The following is a 20,683-nucleotide window of genomic DNA, read 5'->3' as shown; positions in this document are numbered from 1 at the left end:
GCCGATGTCACGCGCAGCACTGCTCGTCCTGGCCGACGGCCGTTTCCCCGCCGGAGGACACGCGCACTCCGGCGGGGCCGAGGCCGCGGTGCGGGCGGGGCGGATCACGGACGCCGCGAGCCTGGAGGAGTTCTGCCGGGGACGGCTCCACACCGCCGGATTGGTGGCAGCCGCCCTCGCCGCCTCCGCCGCGCTCGGCGCCGACCCCGTGCGCCTCGACGCGGCGGCGGACGCGCGGACGCCGTCACCGGCGCTGCGGACCGCCGCGCGCAGGCTGGGCCGGCAGCTGCTGCGGGCCGCCCGGGCCACCTGGCCGTCGCCCGAACTGAATCTCCTCGCACGGGAGTTCCCCAAGGGAGCCCACCAGCCGGTGGTGCTCGGCCTCACCGCGCGCGCGGCGGGGCTCGGCCCTCTGGACGCGGCCCACTGCGCGGCGTACGAGAGCGTCGGCGGCCCGGCGACCGCGACCGTGCGGCTGCTGAGCCTCGACCCGTTCGACGCGACGGCGGTGCTGGCCCGGCTGGCGCCCGAGCTGGACCGGATCGCCGACCGGGCCGTGGAGGCGGCCCGCCAGGTGCCCGCCCACGGGACCGACGCCCTGCCCGCCGCCTCCGCCCCGCTCCTGGAGATCGCCGCCGAAGCGCACGCCGCCTGGCCCGTACGCCTGTTCGCCTCCTGACCCGCACCCCACCTTCACGGCAAGGAGCCGCCGCCATGCACCTCGACCACACCCACCACGGCCCCGCCGCCGTCGGCGCCGACGCCCGCCGCCCCGACGGCAGCCGCCGCGCCCTGCGCATCGGCCTCGGCGGCCCCGTCGGCTCCGGCAAGACCGCCACCGTCGCCGCCCTGTGCCGAGCCCTGCGCGACGAACTGTCCCTCGCCGTCGTCACCAACGACATCTACACCCGCGAGGACGCCGAGTTCCTGCTGCGCGAGGCCGTGCTGCCGCCCGAGCGGATCACCGCCGTCGAGACCGGGGCCTGCCCGCACACCGCGATCCGCGACGACATCTCCGCCAACCTCGAAGCCGTCGAGGACCTGGAGGACGAGGTGGGCCCGCTCGACCTGATCCTGGTCGAGTCCGGCGGCGACAACCTCACCGCCACCTTCTCCAGGGGCCTGGTCGACGCGCAGGTCTTCGTGATCGACGTCGCGGGCGGCGACGACATCCCGCGCAAGGGCGGCCCCGGCGTCACCACCGCCGACCTGCTCGTCGTCAACAAGACCGACCTCGCCCCGTACGTCGGCTCCGACCTCGCCCGGATGGCGGCCGACGCCGAGGCGCAGCGGGCCGGACTGCCGGTCGTCTTCCAGTCCCTGCGCGGCGAGGCCGGGGTCGAAGAGGTCGCCGGCTGGGTGCGGGAGCGACTCGCCGCGTGGACGGCGTGAGCGTGGACGGCGTGGGGGTGGACGGCGTGACCCCGGTCGGCGGGGTCCGGGCCGCCGCGCGGATACACGCCCGCGGCGACGGACGCGGCGGCACCGCCCTGCCCGTGCTGCAGGGCGAGGGCCCGCTCGCGCCCCGCCGCACCCGGGGCGGGGCGGGCGAGGCCCGGGTGACGCTGGTCGGTGCGATGAGCGGGCCCCTCGGCGGCGACCGTTTCACCGTCGAGGTCGAAGTCGGAGAGGGCGCCCGGCTGCGGGTCGGCTCGGCCGCCGCCACCATCGCCCTGCCCGGCCAGACGAAGGGACCCGCCCGCTACGACGTCCGGCTCACCGTCGCCGACGGGGGCGAACTGCTGTGGCTGCCCGAACAGTTGATCTCCGCGCGGGGCAGCGAGCTGTACGTCCGCACCCACGCCGACCTCGCCCCGGGCGCCCGGCTGGTGCTGCGCGAGGAACAGGTGCTCGGGCGGGCCGGCGAGGAACCCGGCTGGCTCACCAGCCGCCTTCGCCTGCGCATCGGCGGACGGACCGTCCTCGACCAGGAACTGGCCTGCGGGCCGGGAGCGCCGGGCGGCTGGGACGGCCCCGCCGGACTGGCCGGCCACCGGGCGATGGGGCAACTTCTCGTCGCTCGCCCCGAGTTCACGGACCGGCCGGCGAAAGCACGGATGCTGGGCGACACGGCCGCCGTGGTCCCGCTCGCCGGCCCCGCCGCACTCGTCACCGGCGTCGCTCCGGACGCCCTGCGCCTGCGCCGCCTGCTGGACGAGGCGCTGGCCCGGATCGACGTGACGCGTCCGTGACGGGTCGGCGTTGCCGCGGGCGCGTGGCCCCCTGCGCCTGCGCCGCCTGCTGGACGAGGCGCCGGCCGGCCTCGGCCGACGCGACCGCGACGGGTCAGCGCCGCGGCAGCCGCGGGAACCTGCGCTCGCCCTCCGCCTTCGCCGCGGCCTGCTCGGCCTTGACGACGGCCGCGTACTGGTCGACGTACTCCTGCCCGGACAGCGACAGGATGGCGTACATGATCTCGTCGGTGACGGCGCGCAGGATCGCCTTCTCGTTCTCCATCCCGGCGTAGCGGGAGAAGTCCAGGGGCTCGCCGAAGCGGATGGCCACCGGGCGGATCCGGGGGAGCTTCCGGCCGGGCGGCTGGGCCTCGAAGGTGCCGATCATCGCGCACGGCACCACCGGCGCCCCCGCCTTCAGCGCCATCACGGCGACCCCGACCTTGCCCTTGTAGAGGCGGCCGTCGTGCGAGCGCGTCCCCTCGGGATAGATGCCGAGCAGTTCTCCCTTGCCCAGCACACCGAGCCCTTCGCGGACCGCCGCCTGTCCCGCCTCCTTGCCGGAGCGGTCCACCGGGATCTGCCCCGCGCTGCGGAAGAACGCGGCCGTCAGCCGGCCCTTGAGACCCGGGCCGGTGAAGTACTCGGCCTTCGCCAGGAACGTGATCCGCCGCTTGAGGATCGCGGGCATCAGGAAGTGGTCCGAGAACGACAGGTGGTTGCCGGCGACGATCGCCGCGCCCGTCGTCGGCACGTGCTCCAGGCCCTCGATGCGGGGCCGGAACACCAGCCGCAGCAGCGGTCCGAGAAGCACGTACTTGAGCAGGTGGTAGAACAAGGGCTGGCTCCTCAACTCCGGTGGTCGGAGTGTATGTGCGGGCGGGTCCGGAAGGAACCGGACGTGGCTGCGGGGGTCGCCCAACACCCCTGTCACGCGGCGTCCGTGAGCGACTGCTCCGCCCAGATGATCTTCCCCTCGGGGACGAAACGGGTCCCCCAGCGCTGGGTGAACTGCGAGACCAGCAGCAGCCCACGACCGCCCTCGTCGGTGGTGCGCGGATGGCGCAGGTGCGGGGCGGTGGCCCCGCCGTCGAAGACCTCGCAGATCAGGGCGTGCGCCCGGATCAGCCGCAGCCGGATCGGACCGGCCGCGTGCCGGATGGCGTTGGTGACCAGTTCGCTGACGACCAGCTCCGTGGTGAACGCCAGTTCCCCGAACCCCCACTCCTCCAGCTGCCGCACGGCCGTCTTGCGGGCCTCGGCGACCAGGGCCGGGTCGGCGGGCAGGTCCCAGTCCGCGACCTGGTCGTCGCCGAGGAGGCCGGTGCGCGCCAGCAGCAGGGCCACGTCGTCGTGCGGCCGCTCGGGGACCAGCGCGTCGACCACGGCACGGCAGCGCCGGTCCAGGGAGGGCTCGGGCCGCTCCAGCGCGCGGCGCAGGCGCTCCCGACCGGCCCGCGGGGACCAGGAGCCCTCGTCGCGGGCCATCAGGCCGTCGGTGTGCAGGGCGAGCGTGCTGCCCGGGGCGAGGGCGACCTCGACCGACTCGAACGGCGGCCCGCCCACGCCCAGCGGCGGACCCGGCGGGACATCCACGAACGTGACCGTTCCGTCCGGGAGGACGACGGCCGGGGCCGGATGCCCCGCCGAGGCCAGCGTGCACTGCCCGTCGACCGGGTCGTACACCGCGTACACGCAACCGGTGCCGACGGCGGGCGCCGTCACCGCCTCACCCACCTCGCAGGCCAGGCCGTCCACCCCGGACACCTCCTCGCGAGAGGACCGCGCGACCAGATCGTCCAGATGGGCCAGCACCTCCTCCGGCGGCAGATCCAACGCCGCCAGCGTCCGTACGGCCGTCCGCAGCTGCCCCATCGCGGCGGCGGCGGCGATGCCGTGGCCCGCCACCTCGCCCACCACCAGGGCGACCCGCGCGCCGGACAGCGGGATCAGGTCGTACCAGTCGCCGCCCAGGCCGGTCAGCTCGTCGGCCGGCCGGTAGTACGCCGTCACCTCCACCGCCTCCTGCTCGGGCAGCCGGTGCGGGAGCAGGCTGCGCTGGAGCACCAGGGCGGCGTTGCGCTCGCGCGTGTAGCGGCGGGCGTTGTCCACGCAGACCGCCGCCCGGGACACCAGGTCCTCCGCCAGGCTCAGGTCGTCCTCGCCGAACGGCTCCTGGCCGAGGCGCCGGAAGAACGAGGTGACGCCGAGGGTCACGCCCCGGGCCCGCACCGGCACGATCATCACGCTGTGCAGGCCCAGCTCCAGGAAGATCGGCGTCCGGCCGCCGCGCGCGTGCCCGGCCCACGCCTCGCCGAGCGGATCCAGCCGCTCCTCGCGCCAGGCACGGCCCGTGCGCAGGCAGCGCACCGGGGGCGAGCCCGCCGGGTACGCGACCACCTCGCCGATGCCGACGACGGCCACCGGCACCCTGTCGGCCGCGGAGTGGTGGCCGGCCCGGCGCAGCGGCACCGTGTCGGCGTCCCCGAGCGGCCCCTCGGAGGGCTCCGCCCCGCGCAGCACCGACTCCAGCAGGTCCACGGTCACGAGGTCGGCGAGCCCCGGCACGGCGACGTCGGCCAGTTCCTGGGCGGTCCGGGTGAGGTCGAGGGTGCGGCCGATGGACTCTCCGGCGCGGTCGAGGAGGGCGAGCCGCTGCCGGGCGCGGTGCCGCTCGGTGATGTCCACGACCGTGCAGTACACGCCCATGGGGTGGCCGTGTCCGTCGTCCAGGCGGGTGAACGACATCATGTGCGCCGACTGGCGCAGCGGCGCGGAGCGGACCCGGCCGACGTGCTCGTAGCCCACCACCGGCTCACCCGTCTCCAGCACGCGCCGCATCAGCGTCTCGATGGCCTCGGCGTCCATGCCGGGCTGGACGTCGGCGAGCCGCAGGCCCAGGCGGCGGTCCGGGGGGCCGCCGCCGAACTGGGCGAGGGCCGCGTTCGACCAGACGAAGCGCAGGTCCGTGTCGAGGATCGCGATGCCGATGGGGGAGTGGGCGATCATCTGCTCCAGGACGCCGCGGCTCATGTCCCAGCCGGGCGTGTCCGCCGACTCGGACGCCAGCACCAGCCACCGTGAGGGGCCCCGGGCCTCATCCGCCGCGGTGATCCGCACCATCACCCGGACCTGCGTGCCGTCGTGCCGTCGCGCGATGAGCAGCCCCGACCAGCCGCCCTCCCGCCGGCACCGTTCCAGCAGCGCGGGGGCGCGCGCGGCGTCCTCGCCGCCGAGCAGGTCGGCGAGGTCGCGGCCCACGGCGTCGGAGGCCGCGTGGCCGAGCAGCCGCCGCGCGTCCCGGGTCCAGCCGGTCACGACGCCCCGCGCGTCCAGCAGCAGGGGCGCGGCGTCCGCCACGTCGATCCGGCGGTGGTCGCCGTCACGGTCCTCGTCAGTGCCCACGGCAGACCTCTCTGTCGCTGAGTGGCCCACGACCATCTGCCCCCATCTTCACCCTTCTCCCACCGCCCCGCCGGACCGGGCGCGAAGTGCCGGGCCCCGACCGGGGCCGAGACGCCCGCGCGACCGCGGCGGGGGCGGCCGACGGGAGGGAGGGGCGCGACCCGGGGGCCGGGCTCGGCGCCTGCCGCGGTGCGGGCCGCCACGGGGCCCGGAAGCGCGCGACGGTGTGCGGGCGCCACGGGGTGGCCCCGGCCCCGGGGGCGCAGGGGCGGCGGTTCCGGCGGCCGGTCGCCGGATGCGCCCCGTGCGTCGCGGGCACGATTCTGGCCGCACCGACGTGGGCTTCGGCCGTGGAGCCCGCACCGGCCGGCCGCGTCCTGCCGAGGACCCGGCCGGCACGGCATCGGCACGGCACCGGGCCTGGCCGCCGGCCGGCGCTCTCACGCGCCGGCCGTCACCACCCGCTCCAGCACCCCGAGCGCCGACCGCAGTTCCTCCGCCGTGATCGTCAGGGGCGGCGCCAGCCGGATGGTGGAGCCGTGGGTGTCCTTGGCCAGGACGCCCTCGCGCATCAGACGCTCGCCGATCTCGCGGCCCGTGCCGAGGGCGGGGTCGATGTCCACGCCCGCCCACAGCCCCCGTGCGCGGAAGCCGACGACGCCCTTGCCGACCAGGGCGGACAGGCCGTCCCGCAGAATCTCCCCGAGGTCGCCCGCCCGGCGCTGGAACTCGCCCGTCTCCAGCAGCTCGACCACCGCCGTGCCGACCGCCGCCGCCAGCGGGTTGCCGCCGAAGGTGGAGCCGTGCTCCCCGGGCCGCAGCACGCCCAGCACCTCCCGGCGTCCGACCACCGCGGACACCGGCACGATGCCGCCGCCGAGCGCCTTGCCGAGCAGCACCAGGTCCGGCACGACCGACTCGTGCTCGACGGCGAGCGTGCGGCCCGTGCGGCCGAGCCCGGACTGGATCTCGTCGGCGACGAACAGGCAGCCCGCACGGCGGGTCAGCTCCCGCACCCCCGCCAGATAGCCGTCGTCCGGGACGATCACCCCGGCCTCGCCCTGGATCGGCTCGATCAGCACCGCCGCCGTCGTCCCGTCTACCGCCGCCTCCAGCGCGGCCAGGTCGTTGTACGGCACGACCCGGAAGCCCGGCGTGAACGGGCCGAAGCCCGCGCGGGCGGTCTCGTCGGTGGAGAAGCCGACGATCGTCGTCGTGCGGCCGTGGAAGTTGTCCGCAGCGACCACGATCGTGGCCCGGTCCGCGGGAACGCCCTTCACGTCGTAGGCCCACTTGCGGGCCACCTTGATGCCGCTCTCCACCGCCTCCGCGCCGGTGTTCATCGGCAGCACCATGTCCTGCCCGGTCAGCCGCGCGAGCCGCTCGGCGAAGCCGGCGAGCCGGTCGTTGTGGAACGCGCGGGACGTCAGGGTCAGCCGGTCCAGCTGACGGTGCGCGGCCTCGACCAGCGCGGGGTGCCGGTGCCCGAAGTTGAGGGCCGAGTAGCCGGCCAGCATGTCGAGGTAGCGCCGGCCCTCGACGTCCTCGACCCACGCGCCCTCCGCGCGGGCGACGACCACGGGCAGCGGGTGGTAGTTGTGCGCCAGGACCGGTTCCTCGGCGCGGATCAGATCGGCGGACGAACGCGTACGGGCGGGAGCGGTCATGAGCGGATCTCCTGGGTGCAGCACTTGATGCCGCCGCCTGCCTTGCGGAACTCCGACAGGTCGACGGGGACGGGGACGTAACCGCGGCGCGCGAGCTTCTCGGCCAGCGAGCCGGCCTGAGCCGAGAGGAACACGTGGCGTCCGTCGGACACCGAGTTGAGCCCGAAGGCCAGCGCCTCCTCGCGGGTGGCGAGCACCGCGTCCGGGTACAGCCGCGCCAGCACCTCGCGGCTGCCGGGCGAGAAGGCGTCCGGGTAGTAGGCGATGTTCTCCCCGGGCCCGTCGTCCAGCACGAACAGCGCGGTGTCCAGGTGGTAGAAGTACGGGTCCACCAGGGTCAGCCCGATCACCGGCACGCCGAAGAACTCCTGCACCTCGCGATGGGCCGCGACCGTCGTCCGGAAGCCGGTGCCCGCCAGCACGAACGAGCCCGCGGGGATCAGATCGCCCTCGCCCTCGCACACCGACTCGGGACGGTGCACGGCGAAGCCCGCCGCCTTGAACCACTTGTCGTAGTGCACGGACTCCGGGCGCCGCTCCGGTGCGTGGAACAGGGAGCCGAAGACCCGGCCCCCCACCACGACCGCCGCGTTCGCGGCGAAGACCATGTCGGGCAGCCCGGCCACCGGCTCCACGGTCTCGACCGTGTGGCCGTGGGCCCGGTAGGCGCGGACCAGCGACCGCCACTGCTCCTGCGCGAGATCGACGTCCACCCGGACGTCGGGATGCATCCAGGGATTGATCGCGTACCGCACGGCGAAGTGTCCGGGTTCGCAGACGAGGAAGCGCCGTGGGCGCGGGACACGTGTTTCGGGCACAGAGGGGTTCCTCCGCTTCCAACGGTGTCGACTCGGGGTTGACACCACGGTAGGAAGCGCCGCACACGGCCGACAAGGAACGAGAGCTGCGCGTTCACGCAGCGATGCTGCGTTTCTTCGGCCCTCAGCGCACGGTCGGTGCGTCCCTGGGCCCCTCCTCGGGCGCCGGCTGGCTCGCGCCCGCCTCCGGGCTCTCCGGTATCAGATGGGACAGCACCATCACACTGATCGTCTTGCGGATGAACGGCTCCGTCCGGATCCGCTCCAGCACCTCCTCGAAGTGCTCCACGTCCCGCGCCCGCACATGCAGCAGCGCGTCCGCGCCCCCGGTCACCGTCATCGCCGCGGTGATCTCGGGATGGTTGCGGACCACCTCCGCCAGCCGCCGGGGCGGCGCCGCGCCCTCGCAGTACACCTCGACGTACGCCTCCGTGCGCCAGCCCAGCGCGGACGGCCGCACCGTCGCCGTGAACCCGGTGATCACCCCCGTCTCGCGCAGCCGGTCCACCCGCCGCTTCACCGCCGTCGCGGACAGCCCGACCGCCGCGCCGATCTCCGCGAAACTGGTCCTGGCGTTCGCCATGAGCGCGGTGACGATCTTCCGGTCGAGCTCGTCGAAGGGCGCCGGCCTGCTGTTCATGCGGGCACTGTATCCATCCGGATACGTCCCCGTTCGCCCGTGTGCAGGCGCGAGGATGGCCCTTAGACTCCACGTTCATGTTGCGCGCCCTGGCTGTCGACGACGAACGCCCCTCGCTGGAGGAACTGGTGTACCTGCTGAACGCGGACCCGCGGATCGGCAGCGCCGAGGGGGCCGGAGACGCGACCGAGGCACTGCGGCGGATCAACCGCGCGCTGGAGAGCGGACCGGACGGGCCGGAGGCCATCGACGTCGTCTTCCTCGACATCCAGATGCCCGGCCTGGACGGACTGGACCTGGCCCGGCTGCTGACCGGGTTCGCCCGCCCGCCGCTGGTCGTCTTCGTCACCGCCCACGAGGACTTCGCCGTCCAGGCCTTCGACCTGAAGGCCGTCGACTACGTGCTCAAGCCCGTCCGCAAGGAACGCCTCGCCGAGGCCGTGCGCCGGGCCGCCGAACGGCGCGGCGCCGCCCCCGGGATCCCCGTGCACGAGCCCGACCCCGACCACATCCCCGTCGAACTCGGCGGCGTCACCCGCTTCGTCGCCGTCGACGACATCACCCACGTCGAGGCCCAGGGCGACTACGCCCGGCTGCACACCGGCAAGGGCAGCCACCTCGTGCGCATCCCGCTGTCCACGCTGGAGGACCGCTGGCGCGCCCGCGGCTTCGTCCGCATCCACCGCCGCCATCTGGTCGCCCTGCGCCACATCGGCGAGCTCCGTCTCGACGCCGGCACCGTCAGCGTCCTGATCGGTTCCGAGGAACTCCAGGTCAGCCGCCGTCACGCACGCGAACTGCGCGACCTGCTGATGCGCCGCACCACGAGCTAGGACACCCGCGCATGCCCCAGGAACCCACCGAACGCCGGGTCGTCGTCACCGGACCGCGCCGCCGCCCCCGCGGAGCCTTCGGCTACTACCGCCCGCGCACCGAGATCGACGAGCAGACCACCCTCGGTCACGCCTACGTCCGCTCCCTGATGCGCACCCAGCTGCGCGCCGCGTTCACCGTGGTCGGCGTGCTGGTGCTGCTGGTCGGCCCGCTGCCCCTGCTCTTCGCGGTCACCCCGGACGCCCGCCGCCTGGAGTGGACGGTGCTCGGCTTCGGCCTGTACGCGCCCCTCGTGCTGCTCGCCCGCTGGTACGTCGGCCGGGCCGAGCGCAACGAACGCGACTTCGTCCGCCTCGTGGAAGACCGCTGACCGCGCCGCCCGGGACCGAGGACCAGCCGTGAACTCCGCATACGCCGTCCCCGCCGTCGCCCTCGTCGTCGTCGCCACCGTCCTCGTCGGCGCCTTCGGCCTGCGCATCTCCCGCACGACCTCCGACTTCTACGTCGCCTCCCGCACCGTCGGCCCCCGGCTGAACGCCGCCGCGATCAGCGGCGAGTACCTCTCCGCCGCCTCCTTCCTCGGCATCGCCGGACTGGTCCTCGTCCAAGGCCCCGACATGCTCTGGTACCCGGTCGGCTACACGGCCGGCTACCTGGTCCTGCTGGTGTTCGTCGCCGCACCGCTGCGCCGCTCCGGCGCCTACACCCTGCCCGACTTCGCCGAGGCCCGGCTCGCCTCCCCGGCGGTGCGGCGGCTCGCGGGCGCCTTCGTGCTGGGCGTCGGCTGGCTGTACCTGCTGCCCCAGCTCCAGGGCGCGGGACTGACACTGGCGGTGCTGACCGGCGCGCCCGACCCGCTCGGCGGGATCATCGTCGCCGTCGTCGTCGCCGCGATCGTCGCCGCCGGCGGCATGCGCAGCATCACGTTCGTGCAGGCCTTCCAGTACTGGCTCAAACTCACCGCCCTCCTGGTCCCCGCCCTCTTCCTGATCGTCTCCTGGCAGGGCGACGGCGCTCCCCGCGACGCCTTCGACGAGCCGGCCGCCTTCCGCGAGCAGCGCGTCGTGCGCATCGACGACACCGTCGACCTGAAACTCGACAGCCCCCTGACGGTGACGGTGCACGGCACGGTCGACGGCCGCCCCCACACCGACGAACGCCTCCGACTGCCCGCCGGCACCCACCGCATCGAGCGGAACACACGGCTGACCTTCGACCGGGGCACCCCCGTCCCGGCGGCCGAGTCGCGCACCGACGCCCTGTCGCCCTCACGGGCCGAGAGCACCACCGAACGCCCGCTGTACGCCACGTACGGGCTGATCCTCGCCACGTTCCTCGGCACCATGGGACTGCCCCACGTCGTCGTCCGCTTCTACACCAGCCCGCACGGCGTCGCCGCCCGCCGCACGACCGTCGCCGTGCTCGCCCTGATCGGCGGCTTCTACCTGCTGCCGCCGGTCTACGGCGCCCTCGGCCGGCTCTACGCCCCCGAACTCACCCTCACCGGGGACGCCGACGCCGCCGTGCTGCTGCTGCCGGGCCGCATGATCGGCGGCGTCGGCGGCGACCTGCTCGGGGCGCTGGTGGCGGGCGGCGCGTTCGCCGCGTTCCTGTCCACGGCGTCGGGGCTGACCATGGCGGTGGCGGGCGTGCTCACCCAGGACGTGCTGCCCTCCCGCGGCGTACGGCACTTCCGGCTCGGCACCGCGCTGGCCATGGCGGCCCCGCTCGCGGTGAGCACCCTGGTCGGCGGACTGCCCATCGCCGACGCGGTCGGGCTCGCCTTCTCCGTGTCCGCGTCGTCCTTCTGCCCGCTGCTGGTGCTCGGGATCTGGTGGCGCCGGCTGACCCCGCCGGGCGCCGCCGCGGGCATGGTGATCGGCGGCGGCTCGGCCTTCCTGGCGGTCGCCGCGACCATGGCGGGCTTCCCCGGCGAGGGCCCGTCGCACGCCCTGCTGGCCTGGCCCGCGCTGTGGTCGGTGCCGCTCGGCTTCCTCACCATGATCCTGGTCTCGCTCGCCACCCCGGGGCGGGTGCCGGCCGGCACGGCGGCGATCCTGGCCCGTTTCCACCTGCCCGAGGAACTGCGCACGGAGGTGAAGCCTTGAGCGGTTTCCTGGCCGGCCTGTGCGTCGCCGCACTGCCGCTGCTGGCCGCCGGCTTCTGGCTGGGACGGCGCACCGCCCGGCCCCCGGAGACCATCGGCGAGCTGGGCACTCCCGTCGAGCACGCCACCTTCCAGACCCTGCACACCGCCTCCCTCGCCGCGCCCCCGCTGCGCGCCGGCCTCACCGAGGAGACCGCCCGCAAGTCGGCCCGCAGACTGCGCACGCTGCTCGGCACCGACGCCCTGTGCCTGACCGACGACACCCATGTGCTGGCCTGGGACGGCGTCGGCGCCCACCACCGCGAGGAGATCATGCAACGGCTGGCCGGCCCGCTGGAGACCGGCCGCGGCGAGGCGTTCCGGCTCACCTGCGACGCCGCCGACTGCGCGCTGCGCTGGGCCGTCGTCGCCCCGCTCACCGTCGACGACCGCGTGCACGGGGCGCTCGTCGCCTGCGCGCCCCGCGAGTCGGCCGTCCTCGTCCGGGCCGCCGGCGAGGTCGCCCGCTGGGTCTCCGTCCAACTGGAGCTCGCCGACCTCGACCAGTCCCGCACCCGTCTCATCGAGGCCGAGATCAAGGCCCTGCGGGCCCAGATCTCCCCGCACTTCATCTTCAACTCGCTCGCGGTGATCGCCTCGTTCGTGCGCACCGACCCCGAGCGCGCCCGCGAGCTGCTGCTGGAGTTCGCCGACTTCACCCGCTACTCGTTCCGTCGGCACGGCGACTTCACCACCCTCGCCGACGAACTGCACGCCATCGACCACTACCTGGCGCTGGTGCGGGCACGCTTCGGGGAGCGGCTCTCGGTCACCCTGCAGATCGCCCCCGAGGTGCTGCCGGTCGCCCTGCCCTTCCTGTGCCTGCAGCCGCTCGTCGAGAACGCCGTGAAGCACGGCATAGAAGGGCGGACCGACACCTGCCGCATCAGCATCACCGCGCAGGACGCGGGCGCCGAGGCGCTCGTCGTGATCGAGGACGACGGCGTCGGCATGGACCCCGAGCTGCTGCGCCGCATCCTCGCCGGGGAGGTCGGCCCGTCCGGCGGCATCGGCCTGTCCAACGTCGACGACCGGCTCCGCCAGGTCTACGGCGACGACTACGGGCTGGTCATCGAGACGGCCGTCGGCGCGGGCATGAAGGTCACCGCCCGGCTGCCGAAGTACCAGCCCGGCGTCCACTCGGGGGCGCGCCTCACCCGGGAGTGAGGCGCGCGCGGCAGAGGGTCAGGGGGTGGTGTGCGTGGCGACCATGCCGAGCGTGATCAGCCCCAGCACGATCCAGCCGAACCACAGCCAGCCGTTGCTGCCGAGCGCCACCGTGTAGGCGGTCACCACGACGAGTCCGCCGACGGTGAGCACCCCCATCGTCTTCGTCGAGCCGTCCGTGGATCCGGGCATCGCGACACCCTCCTCGTGGTCCGTTCCCTCCATGGTGCCCCCGTTGCGCCTTCACACCACGCGCACGGCGAAATCCGCACCGATTTCCGGAACGGCCGCGCCTACCGGCCGCGGGCGTCGAGGGAGGCCAGGTAGGCGTTGTAGGCCTGCAGCTCCTTGTCGCCGTCGCGGTCGGCGGCCCGGTCCTTGCGGCGGGCCTGCCGCTGCTCGGAGGCGTACCACTGGAACAGCAGGGCGATCAGCACCAGGACGGACGGGATCTCGCTGAACGCCCAGGCGATGCCGCCGGCGGCGTTCTGGTCGGAGAGCGCGTCGATGCCGAGGGAGGCGGGCGGGTCGGCGTACGTGTCGACCATGGGCGTCGAGCCCATCATCAGCGCGATCCCGAAGAACGCGTGGAACGGCATCCCCGCGAACAGCTCCAGCATCCGCATCAGATACCCCGGCCGGTGCGGGCCCGGGTCCACGCCCATGATCGGCCAGAAGAACACCACTCCCACCATGAGGAAGTGGACCATCATCGCGGCGTGCCCCGGCCGGGACCCCATCAGGAAGTCGAACAGCGGCGTGAAGTAGAGCCCGTAGAGGCTGGCGATGAACATGGGGATCGTGAACGCCGGATGGGTGACGACCCGCATGTAGCGGCTGTGCAGGAGGGCCAGCAGCAGTTCCCTGGGACCCTTGCGGCCCCGCGCCGCCGGGGGCAGCGCGCGCAGCGCCAGGGTGATGGGGGCGCCGAGCAGGATCAGGATCGGCGACAGCATGCTGATCACCATGTGCTGCACCATGTGCACGCTGAACATGACCATGCCGTAGTCGTTCAGCGCGGTGCACATCATCAGCCCGATGCTCACCACGCCGGCGCCGAACGCCACGGTCCGCCCCACCGGCCACTTGTCCCCGCGCCGCGCCAGCCGGACCACACCCCAGCCGTACAGGGCGAGCCCCGCCAGGCAGGCGACGAGGAAGAACAGGTCCGGCGACCATGCGAGCCCTCGCCCCAGCGTGAACGGCGGAAGATCCACCGACATGCCATGCCCGCTGTGCTCCATCGGCCGGCTCCTGTTTCGTGGGGGTTGGGCGTTAAGTCCGTACCAGACTAGAACCGCCCCCGGCGACGTACGTCACCGGGGGCGGCCACGGCCCGTGCACCGGCACGCGCCGGACGACTACAGCACGCACTCCGCTTCGGCGTAGCGCTCCGCCGGCACGGTCTTCAGCGTCTCGACCGCCTCCGCCAGCGGGACCATCACGATGTCCGTCCCCCGCAGCGCGGTCATCTGCCCGAACTCGCCCCGGTGCACCGCCTCCACCGCGTGCCACCCGAACCGCGTCGCCAGCACCCTGTCGTACGCCGTCGGCGTGCCGCCGCGCTGGACGTGCCCGAGGATGACCGGCCGGGCCTCCTTGCCGAGCCGCTGCTCCAGCTCGATCGACAGCTGCCGCGCGATGCCGGCGAACCGCTCGTGGCCGTAGACGTCCTTGCCGCCCTCGTCGAACGACATGGTGCCGGGCTTCGGCTTGGCGCCCTCGGCCGCGACGACGATCGCGAACCGCTTGCCGGCCTCGAACCGCTCGCCGACCCGGGCGGTCAGCTCCTCGATGTCGAAGGGCCGCTCGGGCACCACGATGGCGTGGGCGCCGGCGGCCATGCCGGACTGGAGGGCGATCCAGCCGGTGTGCCGGCCCATGACCTCCACGATCAGCACCCGCTGGTGCGACTCGGCGGTGGTCTTCAGCCGGTCCAGCGCCTCCGTGGCGACGGTCACCGCGGTGTCGAAGCCGAACGTCACGTCGGTGACGGCGATGTCGTTGTCGATGGTCTTCGGCACGCCCACGATCGGCAGACCGCCGTCCGACAGCAGCCGGGCCGCCTTCAGCGTCCCCTCGCCGCCGATCGGGATGATCGCGTCGAGCCCCAGTTCCCGCACATGCCCCTTGGCCCGTTCGACACCGTCGCGCAGATGCTCCGGGCGGACCCGGGAGGAGCCGAGGATCGTGCCCCCGCGGGCGAGGATGCCGCCCACCGCGTCCAGGTCGAGCTTGAGGTAGTCGCACTCCAGGAGGCCCTTCCAGCCGTCCCGGAAACCGATGACCTCGTCGCCCCGGTCGGCGACGGCGCGGTGCACGACGGACCGGATGACGGCGTTCAGGCCGGGGCAGTCGCCGCCGGACGTGAGGACACCAATGCGCATAGCCCGAAATACCTTCTCGAAAAGGGCCGGGGCCGGACCGCCCTGTCCGGCTCGATCCCCGCCACCCTAGCGGCAGCGGGGGTCGCCGCCGAACCATGCGTCCGCCTGCTGGACGACCCCGCTCACCTGTGCGGATGCCCCATCAGACGGGCCCTGCGCAAAGGGCTACGCGGGCTGCTGCGCCGCCGCGATGCGCTCGTCGCGCAGCGCCTCGTACCAGCGGTCGTCGGTGGGCGGCAGCGCGTTCACGTCGAGCGCCAGCTTCAGCAGCAGGTCGGCGATGAGCGGGTTGCGGGCGAGCACCGGGCCGTGCATGTAGGTGCCGAACACGGTGTCGTTGTACGCGCCCTCCGTGCCGTCCCCGGTGCCGTTGCCGTTGCCGAACCGCACCCGGGCGAGCGGGCGGGCGGTGGGGCCCAGATGCGTGACGCCCTGGTGGTTCTCGAAGCCGGTCAGCGGGGGCAGGCCGAGCCGCGGGTCGATGTCGCCCAGCACGTCGCCGACGCACCGGTCGCCCTCGCCGCGCACCGAGACCACGTCCAGCAGGCCGAGGCCGGGCTCGCGCTGGCCGAGGTCGTTGATGAACTCGTGGCCGAGGATCTGGTAGCCGGCGCAGACCGAGAAGACGATCGCGCCGTTCTCCACGGCCCTATACAGGCCGCCGTCGCGGCGCAGCCGCTCGGCCGCGAGCCGCTGCGGACGGTCCTCGCCGCCGCCGATCAGGTAGATGTCGCCGGAGGTGGGGATCGGCTGGTCGCTGCGCACGTCGATGCGGGCCACGTCCAGGCCGCGCTGCCGGGCCCGCCGCTCCACGACGAGGACGTTGCCCTGGTCGCCGTAGGTGCTCAGCAGGTCGGGGTAGATCCAGACGACCCGCAGGCTGTTGTCGCTCATGAAGTGCTCGTCCTTCGTGGTCAGTTGCCGACGCGGCGGCGCAGGTCCTGGAACGCGGTGTAGTTCGCGATGACCTCGATCCGGCCCGGCGGGGCCAGCTGCACGGCCTGGTCGAGGTTCTCGCACACCTGGAAGTGCTGGTCGGCGACCTCCAGGCGCACCGCGAGGTCCAGCTTGCGGTCGCCGACGACGAAGATCGGGTGGCCGGTCAGACGGGTGTAGTCGACGTCCCACAGCCACGAGGTGTCCGTGCCGTCGGCGCTGCGCGCGTTGACGGAGAGGATCACCGGGGTCGGCGGCGGGTCGATGAGCGAGAACGTCTCCAGCCAGCCCGCGGGGTTCTTGGCGAGCAGCAGCCGCAGGTCGCGCTGCATGAACTGCACCACGTCGTAGCGTCCGGCGACCGCCTGCACCTGGTACATCCGCTCCAGGGCGACCTGCGGCGGCACGCCGAAGACGGCCGCGACGGCGGCGGAGGAGGCGGCGTTGGCCTTGTTGGCGCGGCCCGGCAGCTGGAGGTGGATCGGCCAGGCGGAGCCGTGCGGGTCCAGGACGTGGTCGCCGGACAGCGCCCAGCTCGGCGTCGGCCGGCGGAAGCCGCACTGGCCGCAGAACCAGTCGTCGCCGGGGCGCTGCATCACGCCGCCGCAGGACGGGCAGGACCAGGCGTCGTCCTTCCACATCTGCCCGGCGGCGACCCAGATGACGTTGGGGGAGGACGAGGCGGCCCACACCACCAGCGGGTCGTCCGCGTTGGCGACGATCACCGCCTTGGAGCCGGCCAGGCCCTCGCGCCAGTTCTCCGCGAGCATCCGCGTCTCGGCGGCCCGGTCGAGCTGGTCGCGGGAGAGGTTGAGCAGGGCGATGCACTTGGGATCGGTGTCCCGGGCGACCCCCGCGAGGTACTTCTCGTCGACCTCGATGACCCCGAACTTCGCGTCCGAGCCGCCCGCGAGCGCCGAGGTGATGCCGGCCGGCATGTTGGCGCCGAGCGCGTTGGAGACCACCGGCCCGGCGGCGCGCAGGGCCTCGGCGATGAGCCGGGTCGTGGTGGTCTTGCCGTTGGTCGCCGAGACCAGGACGACGTCCAGGTTCTGGGCGAGCCGGGCGAGAAGGTCGGGGTCGAGTTTGAGGGCCACCCGGCCACCGATCACCGAACCGCTGCCGCGTCCCGCGGCACGCGATGCCGCAGCGACCGCCTTGCCCGCGGTCACGGCCAGCTTGGCCCGCGGCGTGAGCGGGTCCGAGTTGCCTGCCATCAGTTCTCGATCCTCCTTGCGTACGCGCCGCGCCACAGCAATCGGCAGCGTGGTGTCGCCCCAGCCTATCGAGCTTCATTCACCTGCCCGAATCCCGGCACCGTCACGATTGCGCGCGGTGTGCGCGCCGGCGAGGCCCGTACCCTTGCCGCCATGCGACACGGCTCCATCCCGGGCGCCCGGGGGCGGGTGCGGCCCCTCACCCTGTTCGGCGACCCCGTCCTGCACGCCCCCTGCGCCGAGGTCACCGACTTCGGCCCCGAACTCTCCGGCCTCGTCGAGGACTTGTTCGCCACGATGTACGCGGCTCGGGGCGTCGGCCTGGCCGCCAACCAGATCGGCGAGTCGCTGCGCGTCTTCGTCTACGACTGCCCGGACGACGAGGAGGTCCGGCATCTGGGCCATGTGGTGAACCCGCGCCTGGTCGAGACCGACGGACTGGTGCTGCGCGGCCCGGAGGGATGTCTGTCCCTGCCGGGGCTGGAGGCGGGGACGAAACGGTACGACCACGCGGTGGTCGAGGGCTTCACCGTGACCGGTGAGCCCGTCACGGTCCACGGCACCGGTTTCTTTGCCAGGTGTTTGCAGCACGAGTGCGACCACCTGGAGGGCACGGTCTACGCCGACCGCGTGGAGGGATGGCGCCGGCGCCGGCTGATGCGGCGGGTGACGCGGGCCTCGTGGAGCGGGTGAGCCGGGCCGCGCGGTCAGAAGCCGGGGCCGCCCGCCCGGTCCCCGGCGGCGGCCAGCCGCCCCCACAGCAGGTCGGCCAGGCTGCGCACCAACTCGGCCCGGCTGCAAGGCCGTTCTCCCAGCCACCAGTCGCCGGCGGCGTGCATCATGCCGACGATGCCGTGCCCCCACACGCGCGCCAGCCGGTGGCTCTCCGGCCCGAGGTCCAGCCGCTCCTCGATGACCTGCGCCAGCTCCTCGCCCATCCTGCGCAGCAGCGGCGCGGAGTGCTTGCCGACGTCGAACTCCTGGTCGCTCTGGGAGGCCTCCGACGGATGCATCAGAAAGCGGTACACCTGCGGCCGGGCCTCGATCGCCGCCAGATACGTCTCCAGCGTCGCCTCGACGCGTTCGCGCCGGTCGGCCGGGGCGTCCAGCGCCGCCCGCAGGGAGTCGAGCAGGGCGTCGGTGTGCCGCTGGGCCAGAGCGGCGTAGAGTCCGCCCTTGTCGCCGAAGTGGCGGTACAGGATCGGCTTGGTGATGCCCGCCTCGGAGGCGATGGCGTTCATCGAGGCCTGCGGACCGTCGCGCAGCACCACTCGGTCGGCGGCCTCCAGCAGCTCGCGCCGTCGGCGGTCGGCGGACCGCTGCTGCTCGGTCCGCTGCGTGGTGTCCATGAGCTCTCCCCACCCGTGCTGATTCGGTGACGCCTGCGCAAACTAACACCCGGCACACGCCCGGCATCGAACGGGCTGCCGGGGCCCGCTGGTGAGTTGACTTTTCCTACCCACGGGTAACAGACTGATGTTACCGCAAGTAACACATGTGCGCCGCTGGAGGGGACATGGCCGGGTTCACCATGGAGCTCAACGACGAACAGAAGGAGGTCCGGGACTGGCTGCACGGCTTCGCCGCCGAGGTCATCCGCCCCGCGGCCGCCGAATGGGACGAGCGTGAGGAGACTCCCTGGCCGGTCATCCAGGAGGCCGCGAAGGTCGGCATCTACTCCCTCGACTTCTACGCCCAGCAGTACTTCGACGCCACCGGCATCGGCATCCCCATGGCCATGGAGGAGCTGTTCTGGGGCGACGCCGGCATCGCCCTGTCCATCGTCGGCACCGGACTGGCCGCCGTCGGCGTCCTCGCCAACGGCACCGAGGAGCAGATCGGCACCTGGATCCCCCAGATGTACGGCGACCCGAGCGACGTGAAGGTGGCCGCCTTCTGCTCCTCCGAGCCGGACGCCGGCTCCGACGTCGCCTCGATGCGCACCCGCGCCGTCTACGACGAGGCCAAGGACGAGTGGGTGATCAACGGCACCAAGACCTGGGCGACCAACGGCGGCATCGCCAACGTCCATGTCGTCGTGGCCGTGGTCGACCCCGACCTCGGCTCCAAGGGCCACGCCTCCTTCATCATCCCGCCGAACACGCCCGGCCTGTCCCAGGGCCAGAAGTTCAAGAAGCACGGCATCCGCGCCTCGCACACCGCCGAGGTCGTCCTCGACAACGTCCGGGTTCCCGGGTCCTGCCTGCTCGGCGGCAAGGAAAAGCTCGACGAGCGGCTCGCCCGTGCCCGGGAGAGGGCGAAGAAGGGCGGCGAGCGCGTCAAGAACGCCGCGATGGCCACGTTCGAGGCGTCCCGTCCGGCGGTCGGCGCGATGGCCGTGGGCACCGCGCGGGCGGCGTACGAGGTCGCCCTCGACTACGCCATGACGCGCGAGCAGTTCGGCCGGCCCATCATCGACAACCAGGGCGTCGCCTTCCAGCTCGCCGACATGCGCACGTCCATCGACGCCGCGCGGCTGCTGGTGTGGCGGGCGTCGTGGATGGCGGTCAACGGCAAGCCGTTCACCGGCGCCGAGGGATCGATGTCCAAGCTGTTCGCCAGCGAGACCGCGAAGAAGGTCACCGCCCAGGCGATCCAGATCCTGGGCGGCAACGGCTACACGCGGGAGTACCCGGTGGAGCGCATGCACCGGGACGCCGCCATTTACACCATCTTCGAGGGCACGAGCGAGATCCAGCGGCTGGTCATCGCCCGGACGGTGTCCGGGATGCCCATCCGCTAGGCGCGCCGCGCGCCCGGCGGCGTCACCGGTGCTTGAGCGGCGTCAGCTGCTGGATGTCGTAGCGGGAGCGCAGGGCGGCGATCGCCTCGTGGTCCGGGGGACCGCCGGCGTCCAGGATCTCCAGCAACTCCTCGAAGTAGCGCTCGTGGTCCGGGGGCGGCGACGACTGGAAGAACATCTTCGCCGGCTCGTCCGTCGGGTTGGCGAAGGCGTGCGGGCACCCCGGCGGCACGACGATGACCGTGCCCGGGGTCGCCCGCACCACGCCCTCGCCCGAACGGGACCGCCACTGCTGCCAGTCGTCGGCGGTGCGGACGCGCGGCTCGAAGGCGAGCACGTCCAGTTCGCCCTCCAGCACGTAGAACAGTTCCTCGCTGCGGGCGTGCACATGGGCGCCGACGTCGAAGCCCGGCGGCACCACCACCTCGAAGGTGGACGCCGCCCGCGCGTGGGTGCCCGTCACCTTGAACGTCACCTGCTGGGCGGGCGTCTCGACGACCCGCCCGTGCCCCGGGGGAACCAGAAGGCCTTCCGTCGCGGTCATCGTCC

The 20,683-nt window shown here is 73.5% G+C and carries 21 protein-coding genes; 9 read left to right on the top strand and 12 right to left on the bottom strand.

Annotated elements, in window-relative coordinates:
- The first annotated feature begins 4 nt into the window (after window positions 1-4).
- The 3 genes from ACZ6KF_RS25995 to ACZ6KF_RS25985 are packed head-to-tail and all read left to right on the top strand — an operon-like array spanning window position 5 to window position 2,192.
- Complete coding sequence (locus tag ACZ6KF_RS25995) at window positions 5-679, top strand: urease accessory protein UreF (RefSeq protein ID WP_469159967.1); 675 nt, start codon at window positions 5-7, stop codon at window positions 677-679.
- 35 nt (window positions 680-714) lie between these two features.
- The gene (ureG, locus tag ACZ6KF_RS25990) at window positions 715-1,392 is read left to right on the top strand and encodes an urease accessory protein UreG (RefSeq protein WP_469159968.1); all 678 of its coding nucleotides are present in this window, start codon (window positions 715-717) and stop codon (window positions 1,390-1,392) included.
- 17 nt (window positions 1,393-1,409) lie between these two features.
- The gene (locus tag ACZ6KF_RS25985; RefSeq protein WP_469240627.1) at window positions 1,410-2,192 is read left to right on the top strand and encodes an urease accessory protein UreD; all 783 of its coding nucleotides are present in this window, start codon (window positions 1,410-1,412) and stop codon (window positions 2,190-2,192) included.
- 94 nt (window positions 2,193-2,286) lie between these two features.
- On the opposite strand, the gene ACZ6KF_RS25980 is transcribed toward ACZ6KF_RS25985, so the two are convergent.
- The 5 genes from ACZ6KF_RS25980 to ACZ6KF_RS25960 all read right to left on the bottom strand — a co-directional run bounded on the left by ACZ6KF_RS25980 (window position 2,287) and on the right by ACZ6KF_RS25960 (window position 8,704).
- On the bottom strand, window positions 2,287-3,012 hold the full coding sequence (locus tag ACZ6KF_RS25980) for a lysophospholipid acyltransferase family protein (RefSeq protein WP_356630824.1): 726 nt from the start codon (window positions 3,010-3,012) through the stop codon (window positions 2,287-2,289).
- A gap of 92 nt (window positions 3,013-3,104) precedes the next feature.
- Complete coding sequence (locus tag ACZ6KF_RS25975) at window positions 3,105-5,579, bottom strand: SpoIIE family protein phosphatase (protein WP_469240567.1); 2,475 nt, start codon at window positions 5,577-5,579, stop codon at window positions 3,105-3,107.
- A 440-nt stretch (window positions 5,580-6,019) separates the two neighbouring features.
- A complete protein-coding gene (gene rocD / locus ACZ6KF_RS25970) occupies window positions 6,020-7,246 on the bottom strand; it encodes an ornithine--oxo-acid transaminase (RefSeq protein ID WP_469240565.1) in 1,227 nt (408 codons plus the stop codon).
- Complete coding sequence (gene ddaH, locus ACZ6KF_RS25965; protein ID WP_356630818.1) at window positions 7,243-8,064, bottom strand: dimethylargininase; 822 nt, start codon at window positions 8,062-8,064, stop codon at window positions 7,243-7,245. The genes rocD and ddaH overlap by 4 nt, the downstream gene beginning before the upstream one ends.
- Window positions 8,065-8,188: 124 nt before the next feature.
- Complete coding sequence (locus ACZ6KF_RS25960) at window positions 8,189-8,704, bottom strand: Lrp/AsnC family transcriptional regulator (RefSeq protein WP_356630816.1); 516 nt, start codon at window positions 8,702-8,704, stop codon at window positions 8,189-8,191.
- A 77-nt stretch (window positions 8,705-8,781) separates the two neighbouring features.
- Here ACZ6KF_RS25960 and ACZ6KF_RS25955 point away from each other — a divergent pair, with 77 nt between their 5' ends.
- From ACZ6KF_RS25955 to ACZ6KF_RS25940, 4 genes are read left to right on the top strand one after another with little or no spacing between them, the layout of a single operon-like run.
- Complete coding sequence (locus ACZ6KF_RS25955) at window positions 8,782-9,537, top strand: LytR/AlgR family response regulator transcription factor (protein WP_356630814.1); 756 nt, start codon at window positions 8,782-8,784, stop codon at window positions 9,535-9,537.
- Between the two features lie 11 nt (window positions 9,538-9,548).
- Window positions 9,549-9,908, top strand: coding sequence for a hypothetical protein (locus ACZ6KF_RS25950; RefSeq protein ID WP_356630812.1), 360 nt, complete (start codon window positions 9,549-9,551; stop codon window positions 9,906-9,908).
- A 28-nt stretch (window positions 9,909-9,936) separates the two neighbouring features.
- Complete coding sequence (locus ACZ6KF_RS25945; RefSeq protein ID WP_356630810.1) at window positions 9,937-11,646, top strand: sodium/solute symporter; 1,710 nt, start codon at window positions 9,937-9,939, stop codon at window positions 11,644-11,646.
- Window positions 11,643-12,851 (top strand): sensor histidine kinase, encoded by a 1,209-nt coding sequence (locus ACZ6KF_RS25940; RefSeq protein ID WP_356630808.1) that lies wholly within the window; start codon window positions 11,643-11,645, stop codon window positions 12,849-12,851. Before ACZ6KF_RS25945 ends, ACZ6KF_RS25940 begins: the two co-directional genes overlap by 4 nt.
- 18 nt (window positions 12,852-12,869) lie before the next feature.
- On the opposite strand, the gene ACZ6KF_RS25935 is transcribed toward ACZ6KF_RS25940, so the two are convergent.
- From ACZ6KF_RS25935 to ACZ6KF_RS25915, 5 genes are all read right to left on the bottom strand, one after another.
- Entirely contained in the window at window positions 12,870-13,043 is a 174-nt protein-coding gene (locus ACZ6KF_RS25935; RefSeq protein ID WP_356630806.1) for a hypothetical protein, read from the bottom strand.
- Window positions 13,044-13,144: 101 nt separating this feature from the next.
- A complete protein-coding gene (locus tag ACZ6KF_RS25930; RefSeq protein ID WP_356630804.1) occupies window positions 13,145-14,095 on the bottom strand; it encodes a cytochrome c oxidase assembly protein in 951 nt (316 codons plus the stop codon).
- A gap of 117 nt (window positions 14,096-14,212) precedes the next feature.
- Window positions 14,213-15,238 carry a 6-phosphofructokinase gene (locus ACZ6KF_RS25925; RefSeq protein ID WP_356630802.1) on the bottom strand — a complete coding sequence of 342 codons (1,026 nt, stop codon included), beginning with the start codon at window positions 15,236-15,238 and terminating at the stop codon, window positions 14,213-14,215.
- A 165-nt stretch (window positions 15,239-15,403) separates the two neighbouring features.
- The gene (locus ACZ6KF_RS25920) at window positions 15,404-16,132 is read right to left on the bottom strand and encodes a type 1 glutamine amidotransferase (protein WP_469159970.1); all 729 of its coding nucleotides are present in this window, start codon (window positions 16,130-16,132) and stop codon (window positions 15,404-15,406) included.
- Between the two features lie 20 nt (window positions 16,133-16,152).
- Entirely contained in the window at window positions 16,153-17,391 is a 1,239-nt protein-coding gene (locus tag ACZ6KF_RS25915; RefSeq protein WP_356630798.1) for a MurT ligase domain-containing protein, read from the bottom strand.
- Window positions 17,392-17,544: 153 nt separating this feature from the next.
- Between ACZ6KF_RS25915 and def the strand changes: the two genes are divergently transcribed.
- A complete protein-coding gene (def, locus tag ACZ6KF_RS25910) occupies window positions 17,545-18,084 on the top strand; it encodes a peptide deformylase (protein WP_356630796.1) in 540 nt (179 codons plus the stop codon).
- Window positions 18,085-18,098: 14 nt separating this feature from the next.
- Here def and ACZ6KF_RS25905 read toward each other — a convergent pair whose 3' ends face one another.
- A complete protein-coding gene (locus ACZ6KF_RS25905) occupies window positions 18,099-18,740 on the bottom strand; it encodes a TetR/AcrR family transcriptional regulator (protein WP_356630794.1) in 642 nt (213 codons plus the stop codon).
- Between the two features lie 167 nt (window positions 18,741-18,907).
- Here ACZ6KF_RS25905 and ACZ6KF_RS25900 point away from each other — a divergent pair, with 167 nt between their 5' ends.
- Complete coding sequence (locus tag ACZ6KF_RS25900; RefSeq protein WP_469159971.1) at window positions 18,908-20,134, top strand: acyl-CoA dehydrogenase family protein; 1,227 nt, start codon at window positions 18,908-18,910, stop codon at window positions 20,132-20,134.
- A 22-nt stretch (window positions 20,135-20,156) separates the two neighbouring features.
- Here ACZ6KF_RS25900 and ACZ6KF_RS25895 read toward each other — a convergent pair whose 3' ends face one another.
- Window positions 20,157-20,678 (bottom strand): cupin domain-containing protein, encoded by a 522-nt coding sequence (locus ACZ6KF_RS25895; RefSeq protein ID WP_469240563.1) that lies wholly within the window; start codon window positions 20,676-20,678, stop codon window positions 20,157-20,159.
- Between the last annotated feature and the right edge of the window lie 5 nt (window positions 20,679-20,683).

Source organism: Streptomyces sp. NPDC046379, assembly GCF_055587785.1.
This window is presented reverse-complemented; position numbering and strand designations above follow the sequence as displayed.